Annotated in this window: 18 protein-coding genes; 17 read left to right on the top strand and 1 reads right to left on the bottom strand. The window is 72.8% G+C overall.

Annotation, left to right across the window (positions count from 1 at the left end):
- The first annotated feature begins 13 nt into the window (after positions 1-13).
- The 11 genes from ACIP67_RS26595 to ACIP67_RS26545 all read left to right on the top strand — a co-directional run bounded on the left by ACIP67_RS26595 (position 14) and on the right by ACIP67_RS26545 (position 14,227).
- Positions 14-3,544, top strand: a complete 3,531-nt coding sequence (locus tag ACIP67_RS26595; protein ID WP_401695263.1) for a beta-ketoacyl synthase N-terminal-like domain-containing protein — start codon at positions 14-16, stop codon at positions 3,542-3,544.
- The gene (locus tag ACIP67_RS26590; protein WP_401695261.1) at positions 3,541-4,722 is read left to right on the top strand and encodes a 3-hydroxyacyl-CoA dehydrogenase family protein; all 1,182 of its coding nucleotides are present in this window, start codon (positions 3,541-3,543) and stop codon (positions 4,720-4,722) included. Before ACIP67_RS26595 ends, ACIP67_RS26590 begins: the two co-directional genes overlap by 4 nt.
- Positions 4,719-4,994 carry an acyl carrier protein gene (locus tag ACIP67_RS26585; protein ID WP_401695259.1) on the top strand — a complete coding sequence of 92 codons (276 nt, stop codon included), beginning with the start codon at positions 4,719-4,721 and terminating at the stop codon, positions 4,992-4,994. Before ACIP67_RS26590 ends, ACIP67_RS26585 begins: the two co-directional genes overlap by 4 nt.
- Complete coding sequence (locus ACIP67_RS26580) at positions 4,987-6,138, top strand: acyl-CoA dehydrogenase family protein (RefSeq protein WP_401695257.1); 1,152 nt, start codon at positions 4,987-4,989, stop codon at positions 6,136-6,138. The genes ACIP67_RS26585 and ACIP67_RS26580 overlap by 8 nt, the downstream gene beginning before the upstream one ends.
- Positions 6,135-7,118 carry a 3-oxoacyl-[acyl-carrier-protein] synthase III C-terminal domain-containing protein gene (locus ACIP67_RS26575; protein ID WP_401695255.1) on the top strand — a complete coding sequence of 328 codons (984 nt, stop codon included), beginning with the start codon at positions 6,135-6,137 and terminating at the stop codon, positions 7,116-7,118. The genes ACIP67_RS26580 and ACIP67_RS26575 overlap by 4 nt, the downstream gene beginning before the upstream one ends.
- Positions 7,119-7,193: 75 nt before the next feature.
- Complete coding sequence (locus ACIP67_RS26570; protein ID WP_401695253.1) at positions 7,194-8,354, top strand: HAD-IIIC family phosphatase; 1,161 nt, start codon at positions 7,194-7,196, stop codon at positions 8,352-8,354.
- Positions 8,347-9,933, top strand: coding sequence for an amino acid adenylation domain-containing protein (locus tag ACIP67_RS26565; protein ID WP_401695251.1), 1,587 nt, complete (start codon positions 8,347-8,349; stop codon positions 9,931-9,933). The genes ACIP67_RS26570 and ACIP67_RS26565 overlap by 8 nt, the downstream gene beginning before the upstream one ends.
- 8 nt (positions 9,934-9,941) lie before the next feature.
- Positions 9,942-11,180, top strand: a complete 1,239-nt coding sequence (locus ACIP67_RS26560) for an MFS transporter (RefSeq protein ID WP_401695249.1) — start codon at positions 9,942-9,944, stop codon at positions 11,178-11,180.
- A gap of 133 nt (positions 11,181-11,313) precedes the next feature.
- Entirely contained in the window at positions 11,314-12,372 is a 1,059-nt protein-coding gene (locus tag ACIP67_RS26555) for a MupA/Atu3671 family FMN-dependent luciferase-like monooxygenase (protein ID WP_401695247.1), read from the top strand.
- A gap of 56 nt (positions 12,373-12,428) precedes the next feature.
- Positions 12,429-13,391: a 3-oxoacyl-ACP synthase III family protein gene (locus tag ACIP67_RS26550; RefSeq protein ID WP_401695245.1), complete on the top strand. Its 963-nt coding sequence runs from the start codon at positions 12,429-12,431 to the stop codon at positions 13,389-13,391.
- Positions 13,388-14,227 (top strand): thioesterase II family protein, encoded by an 840-nt coding sequence (locus ACIP67_RS26545; protein ID WP_401695243.1) that lies wholly within the window; start codon positions 13,388-13,390, stop codon positions 14,225-14,227. Before ACIP67_RS26550 ends, ACIP67_RS26545 begins: the two co-directional genes overlap by 4 nt.
- A 158-nt stretch (positions 14,228-14,385) precedes the next feature.
- On the opposite strand, the gene ACIP67_RS26540 is transcribed toward ACIP67_RS26545, so the two are convergent.
- On the bottom strand, positions 14,386-15,384 hold the full coding sequence (locus tag ACIP67_RS26540; RefSeq protein ID WP_401695242.1) for a LuxR C-terminal-related transcriptional regulator: 999 nt from the start codon (positions 15,382-15,384) through the stop codon (positions 14,386-14,388).
- Positions 15,385-15,570: 186 nt separating this feature from the next.
- Here ACIP67_RS26540 and ACIP67_RS26535 point away from each other — a divergent pair, with 186 nt between their 5' ends.
- The 6 genes from ACIP67_RS26535 to ACIP67_RS26510 all read left to right on the top strand — a co-directional run bounded on the left by ACIP67_RS26535 (position 15,571) and on the right by ACIP67_RS26510 (position 21,794).
- Complete coding sequence (locus ACIP67_RS26535; protein ID WP_401695241.1) at positions 15,571-16,449, top strand: class I SAM-dependent methyltransferase; 879 nt, start codon at positions 15,571-15,573, stop codon at positions 16,447-16,449.
- Complete coding sequence (locus ACIP67_RS26530) at positions 16,442-17,119, top strand: flavodoxin family protein (protein ID WP_401695240.1); 678 nt, start codon at positions 16,442-16,444, stop codon at positions 17,117-17,119. The genes ACIP67_RS26535 and ACIP67_RS26530 overlap by 8 nt, the downstream gene beginning before the upstream one ends.
- Positions 17,120-17,238: 119 nt before the next feature.
- Positions 17,239-17,523 carry a hypothetical protein gene (locus tag ACIP67_RS26525; RefSeq protein WP_401695239.1) on the top strand — a complete coding sequence of 95 codons (285 nt, stop codon included), beginning with the start codon at positions 17,239-17,241 and terminating at the stop codon, positions 17,521-17,523.
- Between the two features lie 585 nt (positions 17,524-18,108).
- Positions 18,109-18,945 carry an SDR family oxidoreductase gene (locus ACIP67_RS26520; protein ID WP_401695457.1) on the top strand — a complete coding sequence of 279 codons (837 nt, stop codon included), beginning with the start codon at positions 18,109-18,111 and terminating at the stop codon, positions 18,943-18,945.
- 342 nt (positions 18,946-19,287) lie between these two features.
- The gene (locus ACIP67_RS26515; protein ID WP_401695238.1) at positions 19,288-20,754 is read left to right on the top strand and encodes a cytochrome ubiquinol oxidase subunit I; all 1,467 of its coding nucleotides are present in this window, start codon (positions 19,288-19,290) and stop codon (positions 20,752-20,754) included.
- On the top strand, positions 20,754-21,794 hold the full coding sequence (locus tag ACIP67_RS26510) for a cytochrome d ubiquinol oxidase subunit II (protein WP_401695236.1): 1,041 nt from the start codon (positions 20,754-20,756) through the stop codon (positions 21,792-21,794). The genes ACIP67_RS26515 and ACIP67_RS26510 overlap by 1 nt, the downstream gene beginning before the upstream one ends.
- Positions 21,795-21,828 lie beyond the last annotated feature (34 nt).

Below are 21,828 nucleotides of genomic sequence, written 5' to 3'. Positions count from 1 at the left end.
CGGATCCCCAGACATGACGAACAGCACGGACATAGCGGTCGTCGGTGTCGGCCTCCGCTACCCGGACGCCACCACCCCTCAGGAGTTCTGGCGGAACGTCGACCGCGGTGTCATCTCCATGCGGGAGATGTCGGCGGACCAGCTGAAGGCCGCCGGGATCACCGACGAGATGCTCGCCGACCCCGCCTTCGTACGCGTGGCCACCTCCCTGCCGGGCGTCGAGGAGTTCGCCTCCGAGTTCTTCGGCTACCCGCCGCGTGAGGCGGCGACGATCGACCCCCAGCAGCGGCTCTTCCTGGAAGCCTGCTGGGAGGCCCTGGAGGCCGCGGGCCACCCGGCCCGCAAGGACGGTCCCGTGACCGGCGTCTTCGCCGGCAGCGCGGCGGGGAACTACTCGGCGGCCCTGCTCGCGGCCAAGGCCCGGCGGGAGGGGCTGCGCGCCGCGGTGGACGACCTGGAACTCACCGTCGGCGGCCAGGCCGACTTCATGACCTCCCGCGTCGCCTACAAGCTGGGTCTGCGAGGCCCGGCCCTGAGCATCCAGACCGGCTGCTCCTCCTCCCTGTACGGGGTGCACTACGCCACCCTGAGCCTGCTGTCGGGCGAGTGCGACATCGCGCTGGCGGGCGGGGCCACGGTGCTGGAGCCCTTCCGCGGCTACCGCCACCAGCCCGGCGGGGTGCTCTCCGAGGACGGCTACTGCCGCTCCTTCGACGCGAGTTCCACCGGCACCACCTACAGCTCCGGCATCGGCGTCGTCGCCCTGCGCCGCCTGGCGGACGCGCTCGCCGACGGTGACGAGGTGCTGGCGGTGGTCCGCGGCAGCGCGGTCGGCAACGACGGAGGGGACCGGCTCGGCTTCGTCGCCCCCAGCCCCGACGGCGTCGCCGACGTGATCGCTGCCGCGCTGCGCACCGCCGACGTCCCCGCCGACCTGGTGCGGTACGTCGAGGCCCACGGCACCGCCACCCCGGTGGGCGACAACATCGAACTCATCGCCCTCACCAAGGCGTTCCGTGCCACCACGGCCAAGAGCGGCTACTGCGGGCTCGGTTCGGTCATGTCCAACATCGGACACACCGGCCCGGCCGCCGGCATCGCGGGCTTCATCAAGGCGGTGCACGTGGCGCGTACCGGCAAGGTCCCACCGCACCCGACCTTCGAGCGGCCGCGCGACCCGGGCATCCTGGAGGAGAGCCCGTTCTTCGTCACCACCGCGCCCGAGCGCTGCGCGGCCCCCGAGCGCCACGTGCTGGTGAACTCCATGGGCGTCGGCGGCACCAACGCCGCCGTGGTGCTGGCCCCACCGCCCGCTCCCGTGCGGCCTGCCGCACCCCGGCGGTCCACGGTGCGCCTCGTGCTGTCCGCCCGTACCCGTGCCGAGCTGGACCAGCAGTCCCGCAGGCTGGCCGACGCCCTCGACGACGGCGAGCTGCCCGCCGAGGACGTCGCCCACACGCTGCGCGTCGGCCGGGCCGCCTTCGACGAGCGGCGGGTGGTCACCGCTCCGGCGCACCGTCTGGCGGCCGCGCTGCGGCTGCCGCGCCCGCCCGCCGTACGGACCGGGCGCATCGACGGTGCGCGGTCGGCGCTGCTGGTGCTGCCGCCGGCCGGGGCACCGCAGCCGCCCGCCGCGCTGACGGCGGGACTGAAGGCCGTGCTGCCCGCGGGCACCGAGGTGGTGGCCGGGCTCCCGGAGACGGTGCCCGAGGGCCGGTTCGCGCTGCTCGCCGGGCACGGCGAGCCCGCCCGGGACCGCCATGTGATCAGCGCGCGGTCCTGCGCGGACGCCGACGGGAACGCCGTGGCCGACCTCCTGGAGGAGGCCGCGACGGCGGCCTGGCTGCACGGCGTCGAGGTGGACTGGGAGGCGCTGGCGGGCGGGACGGGCCGCCGCGTGACGCTGCCGACGTACCCGTTCACCCGTAAGCGGCACTGGGCCCTGGACCGGCTGGCCGGGTTCGACCAGCCCGCCCGGCAGCCGGCGGACGCCGCCGGGGCCCCGGCCACCGGGACGGGATCCGCCGGCGGCACCCGCGGTCCGGCGACCGCCGCGACCGCCGCCCCCGGCACGCTGGAGGCGCAGCTGACCGAGCTGTGGCAGGAGCTCTTCGGCCTGGACACCGTCGGCCTCGACGACGAGTTCGGATCCCTGGGGGGCACCTCCCTGCTCTCCGTCCAGATGGTCCTGGAGATCCAGCAGCGGCACGGCGTGCTGATCAACATCCACCGGGCGGGCGGCAGCCAGACCACCGTCCGCCGGCTCGCACGGATCGTCGCCGGACTGCAGAACGGCGCCGGACTGGGCGACGCGGAGGTGGACCCCGCCGCCGACGGTGACGGGGCCCTGGTCGACACGGACCTCCAGATCCCGCTGGAGCCGCTGGCCAGGCAGTCGGCCCCCGGCCGGGACGTGCTGCTCACCGGCGCCACCGGCTATCTCGGCGCCTTCCTCCTCGACGCGCTGCTCACCGCCTCCGAGGCGTCCGGGGGCCGCGTCTACTGCGTCGTACGGGCCGCCGACGAAGCCGAGGGCATGGCCCGGCTGAAGGCCGCCGCGGCCAAGTTCGGGCTGCCGGAGCCGGACCCGGAGAGAGTGCGCGCGGTCCCCGGTGACCTGAGGGACATCGGGACCGTGTGCCGCGAGTACCGGGGCGGCGAACTGGCCACGCGCATCCGGCACGTGCTGCACTGCGCGGCCAAGGTCGTCTTCACCGAGCCGTACCGGATGCTGCGCGAGGACAACGTCCTGCCGCTGGTCGGGCTGCTCAACTGGATGCGGCCGCTGGGCATCCGGGACATCAGCTTCATCTCCACGGTCGCCGCCACGGCGCCCACCGGCGCCGGCGGGCGGCTGATGGAGACCCGCGACCAGCCGCTGGACCCGCAGCTGGGCGGGTACGGCGTGAGCAAGTGGGTCGGCGAGCGCATCCTGGACCGCGCCGACCAGGACGGCATGCGCGTCCGGGTCTTCCGGCCCGGCCTGATCATGGCCTCGACGGGAACCGGGGCCTGCAACGACAAGGACCTGATCTGGTTCCTGCTCGCCAGCGGCCTGGCGGTGGGGGCACGCCCGGTCGACGACCGCGGCATGCCGGTCTCGCCGGTGGACGTGCTCTCCCGCGCGGTCGCCGAACTCGCGCTGTCCGCCAAGTCCGTGGGCCGCGCCTACCACCTGGTGGACGAGGTCTCGCCCAGCCTGGAGGATCTCTTCGCCGCCCTGGAGGAGGCCGGACTGCCCACCCGCACCGTGCCGCTGACCGAGTGGCAGCGGCTGATCGCCGAGCGGGCCCAGGCCACCGGCAGCAAGGTGCTCTCGGCCACGGCCCTGTACGAGATGGAGGGCCACGAACTCGACGAGGCCGGCGTCCAGGCGAAGGGCTGGCAGTCCTGGCTGCGCCGCACCGGGCTGTCCCCGGTCGTCAGCGGCAGCCAGCTGCGCCGGGGACTGGCGTTCCTGTCCCACCGCAGCGAGGACATCGGCTCCCTGCTGCCCGAGCTGGCGGCCGAGGGCGCGCGGACAGCGGCGAAGGAGGACAAGTGAGCGAGACCCGCACCACCGACACCGACGCCCGTGAGGGCGCCGCCCCCGGCCCTGCGCCCGGCCCCGCGCCGAGCGCCGCCTCCGGCGCCGCGCCCGGCCCCGCGCCGAGCGCCGCCTCCGGCGCCGCGCCCGGCCCCGCGCCGAGCGCCGCCTCCGGCGCCGCGCCCGGCCCCGTGCCCAGTGCCGCCCCCGGCGCCGCGCCCGGCCCCGTGCCCAGTGCCGCCCCCGGCGCCGCGCCCGGCCCCGCGCCGAGCGCCGCCCCCGGCCCCGCGCCCAGCGTCGCCCCCGGCCCCGCGCCCGGCCCGGACGACCACGCGGACGACGGCCCGGCCCACCGCCTCGCGGTGATCGGCGCCGGCGTCATGGGCACCGGCATCAGCACCCTGGCCGTCGGCCACGGCCTGTCCGTCGTGCTCGTCGACGTCGACCGGGCGGCCCTCGACAAGGCCCGCGCCGGCGTCGCGGGCCAGCTGCGGCTGGCCCGGATGATGGGCAAGGTGCCCCGGGAGGGAGCCACCGGCGAGCTGGTCACCACCACCCGCCTGGCGGACATCGTCCAGGCCACCGCCGTGATCGAGGCGGTCACCGAACACGCCCCGCTGAAGGCCGAGGTGCTGGCCGAGGCGTCCGCCCTGGTGGCCCCGGGAACCCTGCTGGTCTCCAACACCTCCGCGGTCCCCATCGACGAGCAGGCGGACGCGGTGCGGCGGCCGGAGGACCTGGTCGGCATCCACTTCATGAACCCGCCGTACATGATCCACACGGCGGAGCTGATCCGTGGGCCGCGCTCCGGGGAGCACGCCCTCGCCGCCGCCCGCGCCCTGCTCAAGGCGCTGGGACAGGACGGCATCGAGGTCGGGGACGGCCCGGGCTTCGTGGTCAACCGGATCCTGCAACGCATGATCAACGAAGCCGCCCGCATCGTGGCCGACGGCATCGCCGACCCGGCGTCCGTCGACGCCGCCTTCGAGGGCTGCCTCGGGCACACCACCGGCCCGCTCGCCACCGCCGACCTCATCGGCCTCGACAACGTGGTCGACTCGCTGCGCGTGCTGCACGAGCGCACCGGCGACGCCGGTTACGAACCCTGCGCCCTGCTGCTGGACAAGGTCGCCGCGGGCGACTTCGGCCGCAAGACCGGCCGCGGATTCTTCGAGCACGGAGGTAGCACGTCATGACCACGCCCACCGAGCAGTCCCGGACGGCCGAGTCGATCAGCGAGAACCTGACCGCGTTCCTGCGGCGGCGTACCCGGACGGACGTCGCCCCCGACGTGGACCTCTTCGCCTCCGGGCTGGTCACCTCGCTCTTCGCCATGGAACTGCTGGTCCACGTGGAGAGCACCTTCGGTGTGCAGGTGACCGGCCCGCACCTGAACATGGACAACTTCCGCACGGTGGACCGGATGACGGAGCTCGTGCTGCGGCTGCGAGGCGGTACGGGTGAGTGAGCCCCAGCTCCGGGAGCCGGTCCCGGCGACGGCCCACGACACGGCGCGGTCCGAGCTGGAACGGCTGGCCACCGATCTGGTCGCCGACCGGGCCGACGCCTGGGACCTGGCGGGGGAACTGCCCCGCGACCTGCTGCGCGAGCTGGGCGGCAAGGGCCTGCTGGCCGCCCAGGTCCCGGCGGCGTACGGCGGCCCGGGGCTGACCGGCGTCGAGAACGGCGAACTGACCGCGCACGTCGGCTCCCTGTGCTCCTCCGTACGCAGCGTGATGACCTCCCAGGGCATGGCCGCCTGGACCGTGCAGCGCTTCGGCGACGAGGAGCAGAAGACCGCCTGCCTCAGCGCCCTGACGTCCGGCCGGCTGGCCGGCGTGGCCTTCAGCGAACCCGGCGCCGGCAGCGACCTCGCGGCCATGGCCACCACCATCCGGCGGGACGGTGACACCGTCGTCGTGGACGGCCGCAAGGTCTGGGTCACCGTCGGCGCGTACGCCGACCTCCTGGTGGTCTTCGGCCGGTACGGTGCGGGCGCGGCCGCCGTCGTCGTCCCGGCCGACGCCCCGGGAGTCACCGTGGAACGGGTGGCCGACCCGCTGGGCTGCCGGGCCGCCGGCCACGCCGGCATCCGGCTCGACGGGGTACGGCTGCCCGCCGACAGCCTGCTCGGCGGTGCCGGCCTGCCCACCGACTGGCTGGTGACGTCGGCGCTGACCTACGGGCGGATCTCGGTGGCCTGGGGCTGCGTCGGCATGCTGCGCGCCTGCCTGCGGGCGGCCTGCGGGCATGCCGCCACCCGCGAACAGTTCGGCGCCCCGCTGGCCGAGCACCAACTGGTCGCCCGGCACCTCGCGGAACTCCACGTCGCCCAGGAGGCCGCCACCCGCTGCTGCGAGTACGCCAGCCGCTGCTGGGACGAGGGGGACCCCCGGCTGGTGACCGCCGCCGTGACCGCCAAGCACCTGGCGGCCGGACAGGCCACCCGCGGTGCCGCCACGGCGGTTCAGGTGATGGCCTCGGCCGGGGCCCGCGACGGCGGCCCGGTGGCCCGCGCCTACCGCGACGCCAAACTCATGGAGATCATCGAGGGCAGCAACGAGATCAGCCAGCTGCTGCTGGGCAAGCACGCCCTGGCGGTGTGGTCATGACGATCGGGATCGGCACCATCCACTGTGTGCTCCCGACGGAGCCCACGAGCGTGGCCTCCCTCCCCGAGTACGCCGGACTCGGCGAGGAGGAGGCCGAGTTCGTCCAGGGCAGCGGCATCGCCACGGTCGGCGTCCTCGACGGCCGCAGCGCCGGGGACCTGGCGCTCGAGGCCGTCCGGGGACTGCTGGCCCGGCTGGACGAGGACGACTCCGGTGCCCCGCGGCGGCCGGACACGCTGATGCTGGTCGGCCCGCGCGCGCCGGACGTGCTGCTCGGCTCCGACGTGTGCCGGATCCAGGCCGACGCGAAACTCGACGGCGCCTTCGCGTTCACCGTGGACGGACTGGGCTGCACCGGCTCCAGCGCGGCCTGGGCACTCGGCCGCGACCTGCTGCTGGCCGACCCCTCCCGGCAGAGCGTGCTGATCGCCCACGGCAGCCGGCCCACCGGCCTGGACCGGGTCCGCCACCCGGTCACCGTGATCGGCGACGGCGCCTGTGCCATGACCCTGGTGCGGGGCGGCCGTCCCGTGCTGCGCGCCCACCGCATGGAGACCGACGGCTCCTTCCACGACCTGTTCCGGGTCGACTACAAGGACGTGCCGTACTACGAGTGGCGCGAGGAGTGCCGGTCCCCGGACCGCTACCGCTTCGACCTGGCTCTGCACAGCCGGATGCGGCTGGGCCGGATGGTGGACGAGGTCCTCGACGAGGCGGGCGTGGCCAAGGACGACGTCGCCGCGACCCTCATGCAGAACGTGACGGCGAGCGCCTACCAGTTCTACGCCTCGCTCCTCGGCCTGACCGTCCACCCGGTCTGCAACGAGCACCTCGCCGCCTACGGACACCTGGGCGCCATGGACGTCGTGCTCAACCTCGACCGGCTGCTGGCGCGTGGCGAGCTGGGCCGGGGCGATCTCGTGCTGGTCCTGAACAACAGCCCGGTCGCCGCCTGGGCCGTGACCCTGTGGGAGGTCTGAACCGTGTCACCGGCGGAAGCAGGAGCAGGAGCAGGAGCAGGAGCAGGAGCAGGAAGCAGAACGGAGAAGGGCAGGATGGACGCGACGGACCCCTCCGCCCCGACGGGCACGTCCCCGGCCGCCCCGACGGGAACGTCCCCCGCCGTCAAGTGCCTGGTGTGGGACCTGGACAACACCCTGTGGAACGGGACCCTCCTGGAGGACGGCGAGGTCACGTTGCCCGAGCCGATACGCGACGTCGTCCGCGTCCTGGACGAGCGCGGCATCCTCCAGGCGGTGGCCAGCAAGAACGACCACGACCACGCCTGGGCACGGCTGGAGAAGCTCGGGATCGCCGAGTACTTCGTCCTTCCGCACATCGGCTGGGGCCCCAAGTCCGAGTCCGTGCGGCGGATCGCCGAACGGCTCGACTTCGCGCACGGGACCATCGCCTTCGTCGACGACCAGCCCGCCGAGCGGGCCGAGGTCGCCCACCACCTGCCCGCGGTGCGGTGCTACCCGGCGGAGCAGGCCGCGGAGCTGGCCTCGCTGCCGGAGTTCAGCCCCGTCGTGACCGCCGACTCACGGCGTCGCCGCGAGATGTACCAGGCCGGCTTCAGCCGGGAGGCGGCCCGCGAGGAGTTCGCCGGGCCGGACGAGGACTTCCTGCGCACCCTCGGCCTGGAGATGACCATCCGCCGGGCCACCGAGCCCGACCTGGCCCGGGTCGAGGAACTGACCCTGCGCACCAGCCAGATGAACGCCACGGGCGTCCACTACGGCGACGAGCGACTGCGTGCCCTGCTGGCCGACCCGGCGCACGAGGTGCTCGTGGTCCAGCTGCGCGACCGGTTCGGCGACCACGGGGCCGTGGGCATCGTGCTGCTCCAGAGGCATCCCGGCGCCTGGCTGCTCAAGCTGCTCGCCACGTCCTGCCGGGTGGTCTCCTTCGGCGCCGGCGCCGTGCTGCTGCGCTGGCTCATCGACGAGGCGGCCCGCTCCGGGGTGCGGCTCCTCGCGGACTTCCGGCGCACCGAACGCAACCGGATGATGGAGGTCGCCTACCGCTTCGCCGGGTTCGCCCCGTACGAGGGCGTACGCTCCGACGTCCTGCCCGGCGAAGCCGGTGCCGCGGACCACGAGGGCGTCGAGCTGCTGTCCATCGAGCCCGTACGGCAGGAGCCGCCCACCACCATGCGCCTCGACGCGCCCGGCCTGGGCACCGACGAGGCCGCCGGGGGGACGGGCCGTGACTGACGTGCTGACGATGTACGAGTGGTTCGAGCGGTCCGCGGTCCGCCACCCCGACCTGCCGGCGCTGGAGGCGGGTGGCGAACGGCTCACCTACGGAGAGCTGCGCACCGCGGCCGAGGCGGTCGCCGGCCGCCTCGTCGAGGAGCACGGCGCGCCACCCGCCCGTGTCTCCGTGATGGCGACCCGCAGCGTGGTGTCCCTGGTCGGCTACCTGGCGGCCCTGCGCCTGGGCGCCACGGTCACCCCCGTGAACCCCGCCTTCCCGGCCTCGCGCAACCGCATGATCTGCGAACTGGCCCGGAGCGAGGTGCTGATCGCGGACGCCGCCGACGCGGCCCAGCTCGACAAGGAGCTCGGCGGTGCCGTACCGACCGCGCTGCGGCTGGCCGCGGACGAGGTGGCGGCCGCCGGGCGCGCGGGCGTCGCGCCCGCGCGCCCGCTGCCCGGGCCGGCCTCGTCCCCGGACGAGGTGGCGTACGTGCTGTTCACCTCGGGGTCGACCGGACGGCCCAAGGGAGTGCCCGTCCGGCACCGCAACGTCTCCCCGTACCTCGCACACAACATCGCGCGGTTCGGCGTGGGACCGGGCTGCCGGATGTCGCACACCTTCGACCTCACCTTCGACCCGTCGGTGTTCGACCTGTTCGTCACCTGGGGCGGTGGTGCGACCCTCGTCGTGCCCGGCCGGGCCGAACTGCTGTCGCCCGTCGACTACGTCTCGGACCACAGGATCACGCACTGGTTCTCGGTGCCGTCCGTGGTATCGGTCAGCGCGGAGCTGGGCAATCTGCCGACCGGACGGGCGACCGGGCTGCGGATGAGCGTCTTCATCGGTGAGCAGCTCTCGTACGACCAGGCGGAATCCTGGCGCGCGGTGGCGCCGGAGGCGACGCTCGTGAACGTCTACGGTCCCACCGAACTCACCGTCGCCTGCACCGAGTACACCCTGCCGGCCGACACCGGGCAGTGGCCGAAGACCTCCAACGACACGGTGCCGATCGGCCCCGTCCACGGCTTCCTGGAGCACCTGGTGCTCGACGAGCGGGGCCGCCCCGCCGCGGAGGGCGAGCTGGTGGTACGCGGCTCCCAGCGCTTCGACGGCTACCTCGATCCCACCGACGACGACGGGCGCTTCCTGCTGTACGGCGAGGACGGCGTCACCGTGTACGACGGTGAGGGGGAGCTGACGGCGGAGCACTACTACCGCACCGGTGACCGGGTGCGGTGGGAGGACGGACACCTCGTGCACCTGGGCCGGCTGGACAACCAGGTGAAGGTGCGCGGCTACCGCGTCGAACTCGGCGAGATCGAGGCCGTCCTGCGCCGGCACCCCGCCGTGCGCCAGGCCGTCGTGGTCGCGCTGCGCGACGGGGACGACACCGAGCTCGTGGGCTGCTACACCGGCGAGCCGGCCGAGCCGGGCGTCCTCGCCCGGGCCCTGCGCAAGCAGTTGCCCGTCCACATGGTGCCGCGCCGTTTCCGGCTCCTGGAGACGATGCCGCTCAACGCCAACGGCAAGATCGACCGGCCCCGCATCACGTCCGACCTCAGGTCGCTTCGCCCGGCGCCCACGGCCGGCTAGGAGATTCCGTGTCATTCCTCGAGAACATCGTTCCGCCCAAGGGTGTGGTGCGCACCCTGTGTCTGAGCAATCTGGCCAAGACGGCGGGCCACGGCATCCTCATGTCGGTCAGCGTGCTGTTCTTCATCCGGACCGTGGGCATCCCCGCCGAACGGGTCGGTCTGGCCATGACGATCGGTGCCGCGCTGGGCATGGCCGCCAGCATCCCGGCGGGCCGGCTGGCCGATGTGACCGGGCCGCGCAACACCACGGTGGGCTTCCTGCTGCTGCTCGGCGTGTTCGTCGCCGGCTACGGCTTCGTCGACGGCTTCACCGGTCTGGTGGTCGTCACCAGCCTGGCGCTGGTGGCGGAGTCCTCGACGGACGCGGCCCGCGGCGCGCTGATCGCCGGGCTGATCCCGCAGGAGGAGCGGGTGCGCGCCTGGTCCTACATGCGGGCGGTCAGCAACCTGGGTGTGTCGCTGGGGGCCGTGGCCGGGGCGGTCGCCCTGTACGTCGACGACCGCGGCGGCTACGTCGGCCTGCTGGTCGCGGGCGGTGCGATGTTCGTGGTGGCCGGACTGGCCTACCTGGCGGTCCCTCAGGTGGCGCCGGTGCCCAGGGAGCGGTCCGGGTCGGAGTGGGTGGTGCTGCGCGACGCCCCCTACGCCGTGGTGGCACTGCTCAACTCGGTCCTCGTGATGAACGTCGCCATGCTCACCGTGGCACTGCCCGTCTGGCTGGCGGACCGGACGACGGCGCCCGAGTGGCTGTACTCGGCGATCATCGTCCTCAACACCGTCGTGGTCGTGCTGTTCCAGGTGCGGGCGAGCAAGGGCAGTGACGACGTACCGGGCGGGGCCCGGACGCTGCGCAGGTCGGGAGTTCTGCTCGCGGTGTGCTGTCTGCTCTTCGCCCTGGCGGCGGACCGTCCCGTCTGGCTCGCCGTGCTGATCCTGCTGGCGGGCGCTCTCGTCCACGTGGTCGGCGAGATGTTCTACAGCGCCGGCTCCTGGTCGCTGGCCTTCGGGCTGGCCCCGGACCACGCGCAGGGCCAGTACCAGGGGATGTTCGGCATGTCGACCCAGCTCGGCACGGTGGTGACGCCGGCGCTGGCCACCGCGCTGCTCGCCCGTCTGGGCGCGGGCGGCTGGATCGTCTTCTCGGGCCTGCTGCTCGGCGCCGGCCTGATGGCCCCGGCGGTGGCGTCCTGGGCCGCCGGGACCCGCCGGACCTCGTCACCCGCCGCCGAGGAGCCGGTCGCCTAGTCCGTCCGCCGCCTAGTCCGTCCGCCGCCCGGTCCGTCCGCCGCCCGGTCCGTTCGCCGCCCAGTCCGTCCACCGCGTCGCCGCGCGGATCCGTCCGCCGGACGACCCGGTCCCGGCAGCCTGAGGAAGCACCATGGATGTCAGCCTCTTCTACTTCGCCAACGACAGCACCGAGAAGGAGAAGGATCGCTACGAACTCCTGCTGGAGGGCGCCCGCTTCGCGGACCGCAACGGCTTCTCGGCCGTGTGGACGCCGGAACGGCACTTCCACCCCTTCGGGGGCCTCTACCCGAACCCGTCGGTGACCGCGGCGGCGGTGGCGGCGGTCACCGAGCGCGTCGGGATACGGGCCGGCAGCGTGGTGGCACCGCTGCACCATCCGCTGCGGATCGCCGAGGAGTGGTCGGTCGTGGACAACCTGTCCAACGGCCGGGTCGGACTGTCCTTCGCCTCCGGCTGGCACGCCACCGACTTCGCCCTCTGCCCGGAGAACTACGACAACCGCCGGCAGCTCCTCCTGGAGCGCATCGAGCAGGTACGGGCGCTGTGGCGGGGCGAGAAGCTGTCGGTGACCGACGGCGTCGGGACCACGCGCCGGCTCGGCGTCTTCCCGCCGCCGGTCCAGTCCGAGCTGCCCGTCTGGGTGACCAGCTCGGGAAGCGTGGAGACCTTCCGCAACGCGGGGCAGCTCGGTGCCGGGCTGCTGACCCACCTGCTCGGCCAGGACCTGGACGACCTCGCCCTGAAGATCACCGAGTACCGCAAGGCGGTCACGGAGCGGGGCGGGGACGGATGGACCGGTCATGTCGCCCTCATGGTGCACACCTACCTCGGGGAGGACGAGGACGTCGTCCGCGAGGCGGTCCGCGGTCCGCTGAGCGACTATCTGCGCAGCTCGCTCGGCCTGCTGCTGGGCTCCCAGCTGGACGGCCGCCGGATCGACGCCTCGCGGCTCGGGCCCGAGGACGTGGAGTTCATCGTCGGCCGCTCCTTCGACCGCTACTTCGACGGCGGCGGTCTGCTGGGAACGGTGGAGAAGGTGCGCGGCAGCATGGCCCGCTTCCGGGAGATCGGTGTGGACGAGGTGGCCTGCCTCATCGACTTCGGACTGCCGACACCGTCGGTCCTGGCCGGGCTCACCCACCTGAACCGGCTGCGCCTGCTCGTCGCACAGGACGAGGAGGCGCGGTGAGCGGCCGTGCGCCGAGGGGCGGACCGGAGCCGGACGGCACGACGACGGAGAGGGCCATGGGCGGCATAGTCGACTTCGAGGTGCGCTTTCCCGCGTCCCGCGTGGACGTGCACCACCTGCACGCGGAATCCGGGGTGGCGGTCGAGGACATCCTCGCCATCACCCACACCGAGCGGTTCCCCGTCCTGGGGGACCACGAGCAGGCGTGGGAGCTGGCGGCCGAGGCCGCACGGGCGGTGCTGGAACGCAACGAGGTCTCGCCCGACGACGTCAGTCACGTCGTCTACGCGGGCTCGGGGGAGTGGGACCTGCCCTTCTGGTCGCCGGCGGCCCGGGTCGCGCAGGAACTGGACATCTCCCGCGCGCACTGCTTCGAGGTGACCAACTTCTGCAACGGCGGCATGACCGCCGTACGTACCGGTCTGAACGAACTCGCGCTGGGCGGCGGCCCGTTCGTCCTGGTGATCGTGGGGGACCGGCTCAGCAGGCTCGTCGACCACGAGGACCCCGACTCCAAGGCCCTGTTCAACTTCGGCGACGCCCCCGCGGCGGTTCTGCTCGGCCGGCGCGACCCCGCCTTCGAGGTGCTGACCTCGTCGATGCGCACCGACCCGTCCTGGGCGGACTACTACTCCGGGGACGTCGAGGACGACCGGGTCCTGATGCGCCGGCGCGGCCGTCGCCCCGGTCTCGCCGACGCCTACCTGGAGAACTTCCCGGCCCGCGTCCGGGACGTGCTGGACACGCTGGGCAGGGACGTCTCCGACGTCGCGTACTTCCTGATCAACCAGGGCGACCGGGGCATGCACGAACGGCTGCTGGGGAGACTGGGCATCCCGGCCGGGAAGAGCGTCTTCAACTACGACCGGCTCGGCCACATGGGCGGTTCCGACCTGCTGATCGCCCTGCGGGACCTGCTGGACGACAAGCGGCTCGCCGAGGGCGACCTCCTGCTGCTCGCCAGCAGCGGCATGGGGTTCACCTGGGCCGTCACGGCCGTGGAGTACCGGGGCCGATGAACACGACCTTCGGGGCGGGGGTCAAGGACCTCCGGCGCCTGCTGGCCCCGGTGCCCGCCGGGGACGGGACGGGGAGCGAGGCGTTCACCCTGGTGTTCCTGCACCATGCCGGGGGGTCGGCGGCGTCCTTCGCGCCCTTCGCCCGGTGGCTCCCCGCCGACTGGAACCTGTGGTCCGTCGACCTGCCCGGGCGGCTGATGGCCGCCGGGGAACGAGCCTGCCGCACCTCGGCCGAGGCCGCCGCGTACCTGGTGCCCGAGCTCCGCGCCCTGCTGCCCGGCCGCTACGCGGTCTTCGGGCACAGCATGGGCGCGCTGGTCGCCTTCGAGACGGCCCGTGAGCTGTCCGCGCAGGGGCTGACGCCGCAGTGGGTGGGGCTCTCCGGGGCGCCCGCGCCCGGACACCGCCCGGACCGGGCCCAGCGTCACCTGTGGCCGAGGGACCGGCTGATCACTTTCCTGCGGGGCCTGGGCGGCACCCCCGAGCAGGTCTTCGAGATGCCCGACCTGCTGGAGCTCATGGTGGAGGTGCTCCGCCGCGACCTGTCGATCGTGGACACCTACGAGGTGCACGCCGGCCCGCCGCTTCAGGCCCCGCTCACCGTCTTCACGGGAGGGGACGACCCCGTGGCCGGTCCGCGGACCGCCGCTCCCTGGGGCGAGCGCACCACGGCGCGGACCACCGCCCGCTCCTGGCCGGGCGGCCACTTCTACCTGTTCGACCACGTCGAAGAGGTGTGCGCCGCCGTCCGCGACGAGATAGCAGCGGTGTCCCCTGAGGGCGCCCGCGGCTCCCTCTCTCCTTCCGTCGGACTCCCCTCCCTCAGGAGCACCTGACATGTCTCCTCGCCCGCGCACCTCGGAGTCCGTGACCGGGGGCCACCCCGACACGATCGCCGGCCAGGTCGGCGGCAGGCTTCGCGACGCGCTGCCGCACGAGAGGATCCCGGAGATCGGCTACGCATCCTCCGCGAAGGTCTTCGACAGGACGGAACCTACGGACGGCCGTCACCTGGCGTCTCCCCGGGTAACCCGGGGGCGGCGAGCATCTGGTCGGGGAGCAGCCCGTGCGTGGCGATGAGATAGCCGAGCTGTGCCCTGCTGACGCTGCCGAGCTGACGCGAGATGCGGCTGATGTACTCGGCCACCGTGCGCCGGCTGACGCCCAGCCCACGGGCGATCTTCTCGTCGGTCTGACCGGCGACGAGGAAGCGGATGATGCTCTGCTCGATCTCGGAGACGACGACACGCGGCCGGCTCCTCACGTTCGGGTCGACCGGCGTGCCCCGCGCCCAGGCGTACTCGAACACATTGGTGAGGAACCAGACGATCGCCGGATCACGGACCTCCAGCGCCTCGTCGGAGTAGTCCGGGTTGGTGGGGATGTACGCCACCTCCCGGTCGCAGATGATGAGCCGGTCGAACATCTCGTCCACCGTCCGTATTTCCCCGCCGGCCGCCGCGACCTTCTTGATGTATTCCACGGTCGGCGGGTGCGACCACACCGAGTGCTGGTAGAGGGTGCGCTGGCGTATTCCCTTGGCCAGGAGCGCGAGGTTGCGTTCCGCCACCGCTTCCAGTATTTCCGGGGGCCGGCGGCCTCCGGGCTGCGCGGTGAGCAACGCGGACCGGCAGGCGGCCACCGAGGCGTCGACCGTCCGGGCGATGAGCTCACCGCCGCGCAGGATCGTGGCGCTGGGCAGGTCACCTTTGCGTGCCGCGGAGAACACCTCTCCCGCGGCATGGAAGGACTCCCCGAGATGCAGGAGCCGGCGGCGATCGGTCGCCACTTGTTCCTCGATGGGGGACATCACCCGGTGGGCGGCGACGCAGGGCGGCACGGGAACCAGGTACCCGGGGGCGTTCACCGCCGGCTCCAGCAGGCCGAGGGCGATGACGCAGTGTTCGGCCGACCCCTCGGCGACCGCCCCCGCCGATGTCGTCTCCCGGTACCGGCGCAGCCCGGCCTCGCACAGTTCCGCTCCGCAGTTCATCCGATCGCATCGGGTGGGTTCGGATTCGTGCCCTGCGTGATCGTGTGACATGCGTGCATGGTAATGCGGGCTTGCATTGGGGCTGTCTGTCCAGAAATGGGAAGATATCGATTTGAGTATTCCGATATTTCCCGGCGGTTTTCCGAGGATATTCACTGGTATGCCTGACGCGGAAGAAGGACGGATATGACCCAGAGGCTGCACACCGAGGAGTTCCACAAGGCGGTGGCCGGGCTGAGCGTCCCCGGCATGGGCACCGAGGTCGTGGGCCCGCTGCTCGCGAACCTGATCCAGCTGCTGCGGCCCGAACGCGTCCTGGAGGTGGGCATGGGGTACACCACGCCCTACCTCGCCGCCGCTCTGGCGGACACGGAGGACGCCGTGCGGCAGGAGTCCGTCGCGCTCGCCGCCAAGACCCGGGAGCACCTCGCCCGGGGGGCGGAGCTGGACGACTCGTGGCTGCTGGCCGACCCTCCGCTGGTGTCCCCCTCGCACCACCTGGAGCCCTACCGGCCGCGCCTGGTGGCCGTGGACAACCTGTCCATCGCCGACTCCTCCGCCGGCCGCGTCCAGGAGGTCCTGCGCGAGCTGGACCTCGACGGCTGGGTGACGGTGGTGAACGCCGACCTCAAGGACGCCGCCGAGCGCCTCCCCGACGACTTCCCGCCCATCGACCTCGCCTGGGTCGACGCCTGGGAGTGCCTGTACTTCTTCGACCACTTCTGGGACCTGATCAACCCGGACGGCGGGCTCGTGGTCATGCACTACCTGATGACCTACCCGGAGGGCGAGGCCCTGCTGCGCTACATCGCGAAGTTCCAGCAGGCCCACCCCGGCGAGCTGGAGGTGGTGAACCTCCTGGAGTCGCAGAAGCTGATGCAGAACAGCATCACCGTGCTGCGCCGCACCAGCGGGGTGCGGGCACGACGCTACGCGGGACCGGGCGGCGCGGTCCGGTACACCGAGGAGCTGCGCCAGGACGCCGAGCGTCACCTGGGCCTCGTGGCGCGCCCCGGCTCCGACTCCGGCGCCGGCACCGGTGCGGCCGTACCGGCCCATGACTGAGGCCGCGCCGGGCAGGACGGCGGGCCGGGCGCTCGACCAGGACCGCGCACGGAGCTTCGCCTTCATGCTGGGCGGCCCCCGACCGGGCGGTGCGTCCGAGCGGCTGGCCCGCCGCGCGGCCGAGGGGCTCCCCCCGCGGGCCGAGCGGAGCTGGCTGTCGCTGGGCGGGCTGCCCCTCCCGGGAGCGGAAGGCTTCGGCCCCGCCTCCTCCGCCCCGGCCGAGGACGGCCGCCCAGGGGTGGCCGGGCACGAGAAACTGCTGCTGGACGCGACCCTGGAGCACACGGACATCGTGGTGGTGTCCCCCCTCTACTGGTACAGCGTCTCCGCGCAGGCCAAGCTCTACCTGGACTACTGGGCCCGCTGGATGAGCAGCCCCGAGCTGTGCTTCCGCACCCGAATGGGCGGCAAGACCCTGTGGGCCGTCAGCACCTTCGCCCGCGGCCAGGCCCACGACGCCGAGCCCCTGGTGGGCATGCTCCGGCGTACCGCCGGCTACCTGGACATGGTCTGGGGCGGCGCCCTGCTGCACCAGGTCCGCAGCACCGGCGAACCGGCTGACCCCGACACCGCGCACCGGGCCACGGCCTTCTTCGGCGCGGCAGGGCCGGACATCGGCGGCAGCGCGCCGCTGACCGGCGCACACAGTGCGGAACGCGAAAACCGGTGAAGCCTCTCGACAGCCGTGCGCGGGTCGTCTTCGAAGCCGGCCGGCAAAGGATCGCCATCGACGGCGGCTTCCCGCAAGGCCGGGATGCGAGGTGGTCACCGCCGTTGGATGGTGGACTCATGAACCAGCACCACCATCACTCCCAGCGGGTGATCGAGATCGACACCCGGCTCCTCAAGGCCGGTGCCGTGCTCACCGCAGCCGGTGCCGGGGTGGCATGCGCCGGAATGGCCGTCGCGGCCTTCGCCTTGTTCACGGCGGGGCGGCGCATGATCCGCGACATGGACGTGCCCCCGTCCGAGCAAGTGGCCATGAAATGGCGTCAGGGCAAGGAGGCGTCCCTGGCGGGCATGCGGGCGTGGCAGTCCGCGTCCGACGCCCATAGCGGCTCGCCTGCCCGCTAGGCCGAGCAGCTCCGCCACAGGGTCCCTGGCCCGGTGGCGGAGCTGCGATGTCTCCCGTCGGGCCCACGGATCCACCGGACCGGCTCCGGGTTCCGCCCCGGTGGTGTCCGGTTTCCTCGTTGCCGGTCGGCGAGCTTCGGCCTCCCGCCTCGGAGGATGCCGGACCGAGATCGGCCTGGACGCCGGTCGTGCCCGACGGCGCGCTGCTGTGCCGCAGCCTGTTCGAGGGTGGCTGTCGCCGACGCCACCGGCAGCGCGGTCGCCGTCGGCGCCGGGAACGTCGGCGGCCCCCGCTGCCATCCGCGAGCGGGCTTGGCGTCATCCCATCTCCCCGGCGGGCCGGCAGGGCGCCGGCCGGGGAAGGGGCCGGGCGGCGCGTAGCCCGACCGTGTGACAGGCCACGCCGAAGCGGCGGCACCGCGTGCCGGTCGGACACGCCCGCGCCACAGGGTGCTTTCGTCTGAGGGCCGGGTGTGCGACGGCTCCTGTGTCTGTCCTGGCGGGCCGGCCGAGTCCCGGCCTTCCTCATGTGCGCCGCCCGCTTCCTGAGGGCGTGCCGTCGAAAACGCCCAAGGAGAGATCGTGGTGGCAGCGAAAGTCGAGAACCGCGGGACGACGTCCTCGCAACTCCTCAAGGGGCAGAAGGCGTTGGTGACCGGTGCCAACTCGGGCATCGGCCTGGCGACCGCCGTTGCCCTGGGCCGCGCCGGAGCGGACGTCGTGGTGAACTACGTCGTCGGTGCGCACGAGGCGGAGAACGTCGTGAAGGAGATCGAAAGCTTCGGGGTCCGCGCCTACGCCCACGAGGCCGACGTGTCCGACGAGGACCAGGTGACCGCCATGGTCGCGCGGATGGTGGAGGAGTTCGGCACCATCGACATCATGGTGGCCAACGCGGGCCTCCAGCGGGACGCAGCCGTGACGGAGATGACGCTCGCCCAGTGGCAGAAGGTCATCGACGTCAACTTGACCGGCCAGTTCCTGTGCGCGCGGGAGGCCGCCAAGGAGTTCATGCGGCGCGGCGTGGTGGAGGAGGTCTCCCGGTCGGCGGGAAAGATCATCTGCATGAGCTCGGTCCACCAGATCGTCCCGTGGTCGGGGCACGTGAACTACGCCTCCTCCAAGGGCGGTGTGGGCATGCTGATGCAGACCCTCGCCCAGGAGCTGGCCCCGAAGCGGATCAGGGTCAACGCGGTGGCGCCCGGCGCCATCCGCACGCCGATCAACCGCGACGCCTGGTCCACGCCCGAGGCCGAGGCCGACCTGCTGCGCCTGATCCCGTACCGCCGGGTGGGCGACCCGGACGACATCGCCAACGCCGTCGTCGCCGTGGCGTCCGACCTGCTCGACTACGTCGTCGGCACCACCCTCTACGTCGACGGCGGAATGACACTCTTCCCCGGCTTCGCCACGGGAGGCTGATCTCCGACGCGGGAGCACGTCACGCCCCGCCGGACGGCGATCCCCGGCGGGGGTCCGCCGGGCTGTTCGCCGCGCACGCCCCCGGAACGAAGCCCCTGGACGACGCGCCCCGAACCGGCTGCCGGGCCCGGCAGCCGGTTCGGGGCAGTCGGGTGCGTACGCGGGCCGGAGCGGGCGGCACCGGAGCGGGCGGCACCGTCCAGCCGCCGGGCCGCCCGAGGCGAAGGCGCCCCCGCCGCGTTCCGACGACGGACCCCCGGCCGGCCTTTCCGGGCCGCGCCCTCCATGACCTGTCCTTCCTCAGCCCCGCTTCCTCCTGCGGGACAGACCTGCGAGGCGCACATGTTCAGCACAGCGGTCCATCTCGCGAACACGCCGGACCAACTCCTGCCGGCGCGTGAGCTGATGGCCTTCACCCTGGCCTCGCACATCCTGCTGGTCCCGTTCGGTGTGGCACTGCCGTTCATCACTGTGCTGATGCACCACCGAGGGCTGCGTCGCGACGATCCCGTCGCCCTCCTGCTCGCCCGGCGCTGGTCGGCGGTGATGGCCGTCCAGTTCGCCATCGGCGTCGTCACCGGCACCGTGCTGTCCTTCGAGTTCGGCTTGCTGTGGCCCGGCATGATGGGCCGCTGGGGTGACGTCTTCGGCCTCGGGTTCGGCGTCGAGGCATGGGCGTTCTTCCTCGAGGCCGTCCTGATCGCGATCTACCTCTACGGCTGGCGCAGGCTCAAGCCCTGGACCCACTTCTGGCTCGCCGTACCGCTGCCGCTGACCGCCCTGATGGGGGCGTTCGGCATCATCGCGGCCAACTCCTGGATGAACACGCCCCAGGGATTCAGCCTCGAGGGCAAGCCGATCCACGTCGACGTGCGGCAGGCGATCTTCACACCGATGTTCGGCCCGGAGTACTGGCACTTCGCCGTCGCGATGTTCCTGACCGCCGGGTATGTGGTCGCCGGTGTGTACGCGGTCGGCTGGCTGCGTGGGCGCCGTGACCACTACCACCGGCTCGGCTTCACCGTGCCGTTCACGGTCGCCGCGATCCTCACACCGGTCCAGTTCATGCTCGGCGACTCCGCCGCCCGCGCCGTCTTCCACAAGCAGCCGATCAAGTTCGCCGCCATGGAGATCGTCTGGAAGACCGACACCCATGTGCCCGAGTACATGTTCGGGCGACTGAACAGTGACGGGACGATCTCCGGTGGACTCAAGATCCCCCAGCTGGACTCGATCCTCGCCGGCTTCAAGCCCAGCACCCAGGTGACCGGGCTGACGTCGGTGCCGGCCGCCGACCGCCCCACCGTCGTCCAGGCCACCATCGCCCACTGGGCCTTCGACATCATGGTCACCGTCGGCAGCGTGCTGATCCTGCTGGCGCTCTGCTACGCCTGGTCCTGGTGGCGGCACCGCGACAACCCCCGCAGCCGCTGGTTCTACCGCTGCGCCGCGCTCGCGGGCGTCGCCTGCCTGGTCACCGTCGAGTGCGGCTGGATCACCACCGAGGTCGGCCGTCAGCCCTGGATCGTCTACCACCACATGAGGGTCTCGGAGGCGGTGACCGGTACCCGCGCCGGATCGCTGTGGGCGATGCTCGGCATCGTCATCCTCGTGTACGTGGCCGTCTTCGGCTCCTTCCTCGCCGTCGTCCTGAAGATGCGTACCCGCTGGCGCATCGCCGACGAGGGCTCGGCCGCCGCGCGCGCCGAACCGCCGCCGGAGACCGACACCCCGTACGGGCCCAGGAGCGAGCCCGAGCACCCATCCGCCGGGGCCGCGTCCAGCCGCACCTCCGGCGGTGAGTCGTGATGGCGGAACTCATCGCATGGGTACTGGTGATCGCGATCGCCGCCTACGCCTGCGCCGGAGGCACCGACTACGGTGCCGGCTTCTGGGACCTGCTGGCCGGCGGCGCGGAGCGCGGCAAACGGCCCCGCTGGCTCATCGACCACGCCATGGCACCGGTCTGGGAGGCCAACAACGTCTGGTTGATCTTCGTTCTGGTCATCATGTGGACCGGCTTCCCGACGATGTTCCAGGCCGTGTTCGCCGCGATGTGGCTGCCGCTCGCCCTCGCCGCCGTCGGCCTGGTGCTCCGCGGCGCCGGATTCGCCCTGCGCAAGCCGACCCGCCGCCTGGCCCGGCAACGGGTCTACGGCGCGATGTTCGCCGTCTCCTCACTGGTGACGCCGTTCTTCTTCGGGGCGGTGCTCGGCGGCATCGCCTCCGGGCGGGTCAAGGTCGGCACGACCGCCTCCGCGGACGCCTGGGCCAATGGCACCTCCGTCCTCACGGGTCTGCTGGCCGTCGCGGCCACCGCGTTCCTCGGGGCGGTGTTCCTCTGCTCCGACGCCCTGCGGTTCGACGCGCCCGATCTCGTCGACTACTTCCGCCTGCGGGCGCTGATCGCCTTCGGCGCCGTCGTGGTCCTCGCGCTCATCGGTCTGCCCGTCACCCACGACGACGCCCGGTACGTCTGGGACGGCCTCACCGGGGGCTGGGGGCTGGTGCTGGTCATCCTGGCCGCGGTCTGCGGTCTGGCCACGGTGCTGCTCTTGCTGCGCCGGTCCCACCGCTGGTCCCGCTACACCTCGGTGGCGAGCGTCGCCCTGGTCGTCGGCGCCTGGGGCTTCGCGCAGCGGCCCTATGTGCTGCCCACCTCGCTGACGGTGGCCGAGGCGGCCGGAGCCGCTCACACCCTGCGCTGGCTGCTGATCGTCACGGGCATCGCGATCGTGCTGGTCGGTCCGGCGCTGGTGCTGCTGTACCGGCTGGACACCATGGGTGAGCTGGAGGAGCTCACCGGTGCCGACACCCGGACGGCCCGAGCACCCGGCGACAACCTGTAGCCGCGTTCGGCCGGTTCACGCAGCGAGGGCCCCG

It is taken from the genome of Streptomyces sp. NPDC088812 (assembly GCF_044750285.1).
Taxonomy (GTDB): Bacteria; Actinomycetota; Actinomycetes; order Streptomycetales; family Streptomycetaceae; genus Streptomyces.
Note: the sequence above shows the minus strand (reverse complement) of the source record. Positions and strands in the feature narration are given on the sequence as shown.

What these genes read in the sequence shown, in the direction of transcription:
- ACIP67_RS26530 (WP_401695240.1), top strand. Translation starts at nt 16,442, where the DNA reads ATGACTGAGGCCGCGCCGGGCAGGACGGCGGGCCGGGCGCTCGACCAG.
- ACIP67_RS26525 (WP_401695239.1), top strand. Translation starts at nt 17,239, where the DNA reads ATGAACCAGCACCACCATCACTCCCAGCGGGTGATCGAGATCGACACC.
- ACIP67_RS26540 (WP_401695242.1), bottom strand. Translation starts at nt 15,384, where the DNA reads ATGAACTGCGGAGCGGAACTGTGCGAGGCCGGGCTGCGCCGGTACCGG.
- ACIP67_RS26555 (WP_401695247.1), top strand. Translation starts at nt 11,314, where the DNA reads ATGGATGTCAGCCTCTTCTACTTCGCCAACGACAGCACCGAGAAGGAG.
- ACIP67_RS26550 (WP_401695245.1), top strand. Translation starts at nt 12,429, where the DNA reads ATGGGCGGCATAGTCGACTTCGAGGTGCGCTTTCCCGCGTCCCGCGTG.
- ACIP67_RS26570 (WP_401695253.1), top strand. Translation starts at nt 7,194, where the DNA reads ATGGACGCGACGGACCCCTCCGCCCCGACGGGCACGTCCCCGGCCGCC.
- ACIP67_RS26545 (WP_401695243.1), top strand. Translation starts at nt 13,388, where the DNA reads ATGAACACGACCTTCGGGGCGGGGGTCAAGGACCTCCGGCGCCTGCTG.
- ACIP67_RS26535 (WP_401695241.1), top strand. Translation starts at nt 15,571, where the DNA reads ATGACCCAGAGGCTGCACACCGAGGAGTTCCACAAGGCGGTGGCCGGG.
- ACIP67_RS26585 (WP_401695259.1), top strand. Translation starts at nt 4,719, where the DNA reads ATGACCACGCCCACCGAGCAGTCCCGGACGGCCGAGTCGATCAGCGAG.
- ACIP67_RS26515 (WP_401695238.1), top strand. Translation starts at nt 19,288, where the DNA reads ATGTTCAGCACAGCGGTCCATCTCGCGAACACGCCGGACCAACTCCTG.
- ACIP67_RS26510 (WP_401695236.1), top strand. Translation starts at nt 20,754, where the DNA reads ATGGCGGAACTCATCGCATGGGTACTGGTGATCGCGATCGCCGCCTAC.
- ACIP67_RS26575 (WP_401695255.1), top strand. Translation starts at nt 6,135, where the DNA reads ATGACGATCGGGATCGGCACCATCCACTGTGTGCTCCCGACGGAGCCC.
- ACIP67_RS26595 (WP_401695263.1), top strand. Translation starts at nt 14, where the DNA reads ATGACGAACAGCACGGACATAGCGGTCGTCGGTGTCGGCCTCCGCTAC.